Raw genomic sequence first — 6,710 nt, forward strand, 5'->3', positions numbered from 1 at the left:
TTGCTCGGTTTTTACTTATTCTTACATGGATGTAAGCCAGTAGAGTAACGCAGGAGCAGTTACCGAGCCCACTAGGTTACAAATCTCGCGCCATGATTAAATAGCCCCTAGTTTGAACAAATTTTAATCCGCAAAGATCAACAGACCCAAGAAAATTGGTATAATTAAGAAATTAAAGCTATGTAGTTAACCTGAACTCTGGATAATAAATCTATCTCAAGCAGAGTTCAGGTTAGTTAATTATTCAAACTAATATTAAATTACTTAACCACAAAAACAAAAAACCCAGCCTAGGCTGGGTTTTTACATTCTAAAAGAAGAACTAAAATTACTTAATTTTAGCTTCTTTAAAAAGAACATGTTTACGAATCTTTGGATCAAACTTTTTGATTTCCATCTTCTCAGGCATGTTACGTTTGTTTTTGTCAGTAGTGTAGAAAAAACCAGTACCGGCAGTTGAAACTAAACGGATTTTATCGCGCATGATTCAGATCCTTAAACTTTAACGCCGCGAGCACGGATTTCTGTAAGAACCGTGTCGATGCCTTTTTTATCGATAATACGCATACCTTTAGTAGTAGTGCGTAATGTTACAAAACGTTTTTCACTTTCAACCCAAAAACGGTGTGTTTGTAGGTTAGGTAGGAAACGACGTCTAGTCGCGTTTCTCGCGTGTGAACGGTGATTACCAACCGCTGGACGCTTACCTGTAACTTGACATACTTTAGACATGTCTATATATCTCCAATAACTTCGCTCGAGCTTAATTTAATCTAAGGCCGTGTATTTCTGCCCTAGAGATAAATCGAAGGGCGCTCTTTATACAGCTTTTACAGGCAAAGATCAAATACTGATCTATCCAACCAGCTCATATGTAAATTTGATAGCGGCCAATTATAAAGATCGAATGCCCTTAGGGAAAGTAAAAACTGCATTTAAATTAAACTAATTTGCCAAAACGTATTAAACAGCTCATTTTTAGCACATTTATCTATCTAAGGAGCTAAATTAGGCCTCGCTCAGCAAACGAAACACAAGTTTCACCGCCAACAATGATGTGATCGAGCACACTTATGTCGACCAATTGCAGCGCTTGTTGTAATTTATTAGTGATGAGTTTATCTGCTTGGCTTGGCTCTGCAATGCCACTTGGGTGATTATGAGCAAAAATAACAGCAGCCGCATTATTCTTTAGCGCAGCCTTTACCACTTCACGCGGATAAACACTGGCAGAATTAATTGTGCCATAAAAAAGTATTTCGTCTTTAACTAAACGATTTTGACTATCGAGATATAACACCATAAACACTTCTTGCTGCAAACCACGCATTTGAATTGTCAGGTAATCGTAGACTGAATTTGGCGAATTAAATACGGCATCTCGTTGGCAACGTTCCTGCATGTAACGTTGACTTAACTCAAGTACAGCTTGTAGCTGTACATACTTAGCAGTTCCTAATCCCTTTTGAGAGCAAAACTCTTCAATACTGGCGTTAAATAAATTATGCAGTGTTTTATTTTCATTCAATAAATGTTGAGCCAGCTCAATAACATTCATACCCGGTAACCCAGTACGTAAAAATATAGCTAGAAGCTCTGCATCACTTAATGCTTTGGCCCCTTTTTCAATGAGCTTTTCACGAGGGCGAAGCGAATTAGGTAGTGCAGTGAGTTGCATTATTCATCCTTGAGGAGCAAAAGTGTTCTATAAATGTAATGCAAAATTCAAATTTTGCCCGTTATTTTAGTATTAAAACTTAGCTCAATAAGCAAAGATTTGTTATTTTAGACACAATATTAAATAAGACTGATAAACAACCATGATCACTTTAACGAACAAAAAAATTGTACTTGGCATTAGCGGTGGTATTGCGGCTTATAAATGCGCTGAGCTAGTAAGGCGATTAAAAGATTCTGGTTGTGAAGTAAAAGTAGTCATGACTGAATCCGCTAAGCACTTTATTACACCATTGACTATGCAAGCTGTAAGCGGCGAAATTGTCTCAGATTCATTATTAGACCCTTCAGCCGAAGCTGCAATGGGCCATATTGAATTTGCAAAATGGGCTGATCTAATTTTAGTTGCTCCTGCAACGTGTAATATTATCGCCAAAATGGTCGCTGGTATTGCTGATGATTTACTAACTACGCTGCTACTGGCGACACCTGCAAAAGTAGCTGTTGCGCCAGCAATGAATCAACAAATGTATGCCCACGCAGCCACACAGGCTAACTTGGCAACGCTAAAGGCACGTAACGTACTTATTTGGGGGCCAGGCAAAGGCGAGCAAGCTTGTGGCGATGTTGGCGCAGGACGCATGCTAGAGCCACATGAACTTGTCCAGCTATGTATTACAAAAGAGCACCCACAACTGCTTGTTGGCAAAACAATTACAATAACAGCAGGTCCAACGCGAGAGCCACTCGATCCGGTGCGTTTTATATCAAATCACAGCTCAGGGAAGATGGGCTACGCACTTGCAGAAGCGGCTTTATTACTTGGCGCAAAGGTTAACTTAATTTCAGGCCCTGTAACTATAAAAGCCCCTACTGGCGCAAATCTTATTAATATAGAAAGCGCTGAGCAGTTATTAACTGAATCACTTGCTTACGCGCCACAATCAGATGCTTTTATTGGCTGTGCTGCTGTTGCAGATTACCGAGCTGCAAATATTGCGACTCAAAAAATGAAAAAGCAAGGCGACGAACTCACACTGACTTTAACTAAAAACCCTGACGTAATTGCTGCTGTTGCTAATCTTAAGCAAAACCGCCCTTATACAGTAGGGTTTGCCGCTGAAACACAAAACGTAGAAAACTACGCTAAAGGTAAACTAAAAAACAAAAACCTAGATATGATTTGCGCTAATGACGTGTCAAAAAGTGGCTTAGGGTTTAATTCCGATCATAATGCTTTAACACTGTACTGGCATAATGAACAACTAGAATTACCACCAACAAGTAAAACAGAAATAGCTCGCAAGGTGATCGAACAGCTGGCCAAACATCTATAAAAAGGCTGGAAACAAACTGAATAAAACATTAACATACGCCATTCATTTGAACAAAAAATGACTAGGGTTCTTAACTGCGCCACTAAGAATAACTAATAAAAAGGAATGTTCATGCCTGCGACAAAAAGAAGTAATCGCAAAGAGCAAATACTGCAAGCACTCGCACAAATGCTAGAAACCAGCCCAGGGCAACGAATCACTACAGCTAAGCTAGCTGCTGAGGTAGGTGTATCTGAAGCTGCGCTATATCGCCACTTTCCTAGTAAAGCACGTATGTTTGAGGGCTTAATTGAGTTTATTGAAGATACTCTTTTATCGCGCATTAACCTTATTTTAGAAAACGAAAAAGAAAGCCAAGCACGTATATATAATATTTTATTGCTGCTACTCACATTTGCTGAAAAAAACCCAGGTATTACACGTATTCTAACTGGCGATGCTCTGCAAGGTGAACAAGAGCGATTACGTGAGCGTGTACAAAGCTTTTTTGAAAAACTAGAAACTCAGTTTAAACAAGTACTTCGTGAGAGAAAGCTTCGTGAAGGTAAAAACTTTCAAAGTGATGAGCTTACGCTTGCAAACTTTTTACTTGCTTACGTTGAAGGAAAAATGAATCAGTTTGTACGTAGCGACTTTAAAGTTAAACCAAGTACTCAATTTGAAAAACAATGGCTTGAGCTACAAAAAATTTGGCTGTAATGTTTGCTAAATTAATAAATTAAATACGATAAAACGACCTACGGGTAGTTTTATCGTATATAGCTGCCATTTATCTGATCCGCTCGAATTATGAACCAAACTCGTTACAATGAAACAATGTCATAATACGAGAATCAATAATGAAAACAAAACTCACCTTATTAAGCACGGCACTCATTGCCAGCTTAACTAGCACCGGCATACACGCCAAAGAATCGCTACAATTTAAAGACGTATTTAGTTTTAAATCAGCTAAAAGCACGCAACTATCTGACAATGGCCAAGTACTCACTTTTAGTGCAACGCCGTATCGTGGAAATGCAACTGGCCAAGTTTACTCACTACAAAGCAATGCACTCATCGCAGAAGTAGAACGCGGTACAAAGCCTCATATTAATAAGGCCGCTAACTGGGTCGCTTTTACACAAGTACCTACCTTACTTGAAAAAGAAACAACCAAAAAAAAAGACACACTTAAAAACAATCTGGTACTCGTAAACACACAATCAGGTGCCCAACAAAGCTTTGCTGATATAAAAGATTACACGTTATCTGATGATGGTATGTGGCTTGCTTATCGTTTAAATAAAAAAGACGATGACGCAAAAGTAGAAGATAAATCCGATAGCACTAAAAACGAAGAAGACAACGCTATCACGCCCGATAAAAAAGATAAGAGCTATCCACTTGTTATCGTAAATTTATCTGATAAACGCAGCCATACAATAGAAAACGTATTTAGCTACGCTATTAACTCAGCTAACAGCCAGCTATTAGTGAGTCAAAGTTACAGCGACGGTAATAACAACCAAATAGCGTTAATTGAGCTAAGTGACTTTAATAGCAGTGCATTAATTGATGAACCGGGCGTAATCGCAAATAAAATAGCGTGGCACCCAACTGACAATATTGCAGCATTTACATTGGGTAACTATGTAAATGATGACACACGCCGTCGAAACTACAGTTTACAGCTATATAAAAACGATCAACTTTCAACAATAGATTCACCCGACAAAGTGTGGGCTTTAGGAAAAACGGCCTCACTTAAATGGTCAGAAAATGGCGAGCGTTTATATTTTGAAAACCATCCAAAATTAGCAGCTAAAGTAAAAGCCAAAGAATATACCGACGAAGCCTCATTGTACGACTTTGATACCATACGTGAACATAAAGGTTTAGATGTATGGCACAACAACGATGCACAAATAAAACCGCGTGAAGAACAGCAATGGAACAAAGTTAACAAAAATCGCCATTACAGCGCCGTGTATCACGTTAACTCGCAAAAAGTGGTACAGCTCAGTACAACTGATATGCCAGAGCTTTCACTTAATACAGAGCGTGCTACATCGTTGCTTGGCTCGTCAAATATTCCCTACCTAGAAAAAATAATGTACGGCGGTTTTTTTGCTGATTACTTTGCAGTAAATATAAATACCGGTAAACAAACTCCAATTATTAGCAACTACCCGTTTAGACCGAGCCTTGCTCCTAATGGTGAGTTTGCAGCTTATTTTAGCGACAGCCAAATACAGCTAAAAGATTTAAAAAATAATAAAGTAACGCCGCTTACAAAAGCGATTCAGGCAACCTTTGCTGATGATAAACACGACTACCCGTCTACTCAGCCTGGTTATGGTTTTGCTGGCTGGATGACCGATAGCAGCCAAATACTTGCTTACAGTAAATACGATATTTGGGCGTTTGACGTAAAAACGCAGCAAGCTAAACGCCTAACTAATGGTAAGCAAAGCAATACGCAGTACCGTGTTATTAAGCTTGATAAAACCCAAGTGGGCTTTAAAAAAGACGATACATTACTTGTCTCTGCTATTAATTTACAAACTAAACAAAGCGAAGTTGCAAAACTCGACTTAACCACTAATACAATAACTAACGTGCTTAGCGGTAATAAACGCTTTGATATGGTTAAAAAAGCCAAAAAGGCTGACAAGTACTTATTTACCTCGCAAACTTATAGCCAATTTCCTGATTACTACCAAACAGACTTTAGCTTTAGTGCACCAAAACAAGTGACCACTCTAAACCCACAAATTAGTAATTTTGCATGGGGCGAAAAGCCAGAACTAATAAGTTATAAAGGCTTTGATGGCGAAGACTTACAAGGCGTACTAATAAAACCTGCGGGATATAAAAAAGGCGATAAAGTACCTGTAGTTGTGTATTTTTACCGTTACATGAGCCAGCGTATGTTTGATTTTCCAAAAATGGAATTAAACCATCGCCCTAATTTTCCTATGTTTACCTCAAACGGTTATGCGGTATTTTTACCTGATATTCGTTTTGAAATAGGTCACCCGGGTAAATCGTCAATGCAAACCATGATAAACGCCACCCAAAAATTAATAGATTTAGGTATAGTTGATAAAAACAAAATTGGCTTACAAGGGCACTCATGGGCAGGTTATCAAAGTGCGTTTATGATAACCCAAACAGATATGTTCAAAGCGGTTGTATCAGGTGCACCAGTATCAAACATGACCAGTGCTTATAGCGGCATTCGATTAAAATCGGGTCTTGCTCGTCAATTCCAATACGAAACAGGGCAAAGCCGTATAGGTAAAAACTTATTTGAAGCCCCTGAACTTTACATAGAAAATTCACCTGTATTTTTTGCAGACAAAGTGAATACGCCTATTTTGATAATGTCTGGTGATAAAGATGATGCCGTACCTTGGCATGAAAGCGTGCAGTACTACTTAGCACTTCGTCGTGCAGGTAAAGATGCAACCTTTTTACAATACGAAGGTGAACCGCATCACTTGAAAAAGTTTCCTAATCAGGTCGATTTTTCAGTGCGTATGATGCAGTATTTTGATCATTACTTAAAAGGTAAACCTGCTGCTAAATGGATGGTTGAAGGTGAGGCCTTTATTAAAGAGTAGTACCAATCTACATAGAGTTAAATAGACCTCATATCTAAACAGGTTGGTATAATACCAACCTGTTTAAATCTTTGATCAATTTAACGAA

6 protein-coding genes are annotated in these 6,710 nt (G+C 38.6%); 3 read left to right on the forward strand and 3 right to left on the reverse strand.

Features of this window, described 5'->3' with window-relative positions:
- Positions 1–328 precede the first annotated feature (328 nt).
- The 3 genes from rpmG to radC all read right to left on the reverse strand — a co-directional run bounded on the left by rpmG (position 329) and on the right by radC (position 1,678).
- Entirely contained in the window at positions 329–484 is a 156-nt protein-coding gene (gene rpmG / locus DO88_RS01710) for a 50S ribosomal protein L33 (protein WP_004335545.1), read from the reverse strand.
- Positions 485–495: 11 nt separating this feature from the next.
- Complete coding sequence (rpmB, locus tag DO88_RS01705; RefSeq protein ID WP_004335549.1) at positions 496–732, reverse strand: 50S ribosomal protein L28; 237 nt, start codon at positions 730–732, stop codon at positions 496–498.
- Positions 733–1,003: 271 nt separating this feature from the next.
- Entirely contained in the window at positions 1,004–1,678 is a 675-nt protein-coding gene (gene radC / locus DO88_RS01700; RefSeq protein ID WP_007378615.1) for a RadC family protein, read from the reverse strand.
- A gap of 142 nt (positions 1,679–1,820) precedes the next feature.
- Here radC and coaBC point away from each other — a divergent pair, with 142 nt between their 5' ends.
- The 3 genes from coaBC (at position 1,821) to DO88_RS01685 (ending at position 6,622) form a co-directional block, all read left to right on the forward strand.
- Positions 1,821–3,014 carry a bifunctional phosphopantothenoylcysteine decarboxylase/phosphopantothenate--cysteine ligase CoaBC gene (gene coaBC / locus DO88_RS01695; RefSeq protein ID WP_033040877.1) on the forward strand — a complete coding sequence of 398 codons (1,194 nt, stop codon included), beginning with the start codon at positions 1,821–1,823 and terminating at the stop codon, positions 3,012–3,014.
- 111 nt (positions 3,015–3,125) lie between these two features.
- The gene (gene slmA, locus DO88_RS01690; RefSeq protein WP_007378613.1) at positions 3,126–3,713 is read left to right on the forward strand and encodes a nucleoid occlusion factor SlmA; all 588 of its coding nucleotides are present in this window, start codon (positions 3,126–3,128) and stop codon (positions 3,711–3,713) included.
- A gap of 140 nt (positions 3,714–3,853) precedes the next feature.
- On the forward strand, positions 3,854–6,622 hold the full coding sequence (locus DO88_RS01685) for a S9 family peptidase (RefSeq protein WP_033040879.1): 2,769 nt from the start codon (positions 3,854–3,856) through the stop codon (positions 6,620–6,622).
- Positions 6,623–6,710 lie beyond the last annotated feature (88 nt).

It is taken from the genome of Pseudoalteromonas sp. S3431 (genome assembly GCF_000690035.1).
Lineage (GTDB): Bacteria > Pseudomonadota > Gammaproteobacteria > Enterobacterales > Alteromonadaceae > Pseudoalteromonas > Pseudoalteromonas fuliginea.

Bases quoted from the DNA above. Each gene is read 5' to 3' on its own strand.
- rpmB (WP_004335549.1), bottom strand. From the start codon at position 732: ATGTCTAAAGTATGTCAAGTTACAGGTAAGCGTCCAGCGGTTGGTAAT.
- rpmG (WP_004335545.1), bottom strand. From the start codon at position 484: ATGCGCGATAAAATCCGTTTAGTTTCAACTGCCGGTACTGGTTTTTTC.
- coaBC (WP_033040877.1), top strand. From the start codon at position 1,821: ATGATCACTTTAACGAACAAAAAAATTGTACTTGGCATTAGCGGTGGT.
- DO88_RS01685 (WP_033040879.1), top strand. From the start codon at position 3,854: ATGAAAACAAAACTCACCTTATTAAGCACGGCACTCATTGCCAGCTTA.
- radC (WP_007378615.1), bottom strand. From the start codon at position 1,678: ATGCAACTCACTGCACTACCTAATTCGCTTCGCCCTCGTGAAAAGCTC.
- slmA (WP_007378613.1), top strand. From the start codon at position 3,126: ATGCCTGCGACAAAAAGAAGTAATCGCAAAGAGCAAATACTGCAAGCA.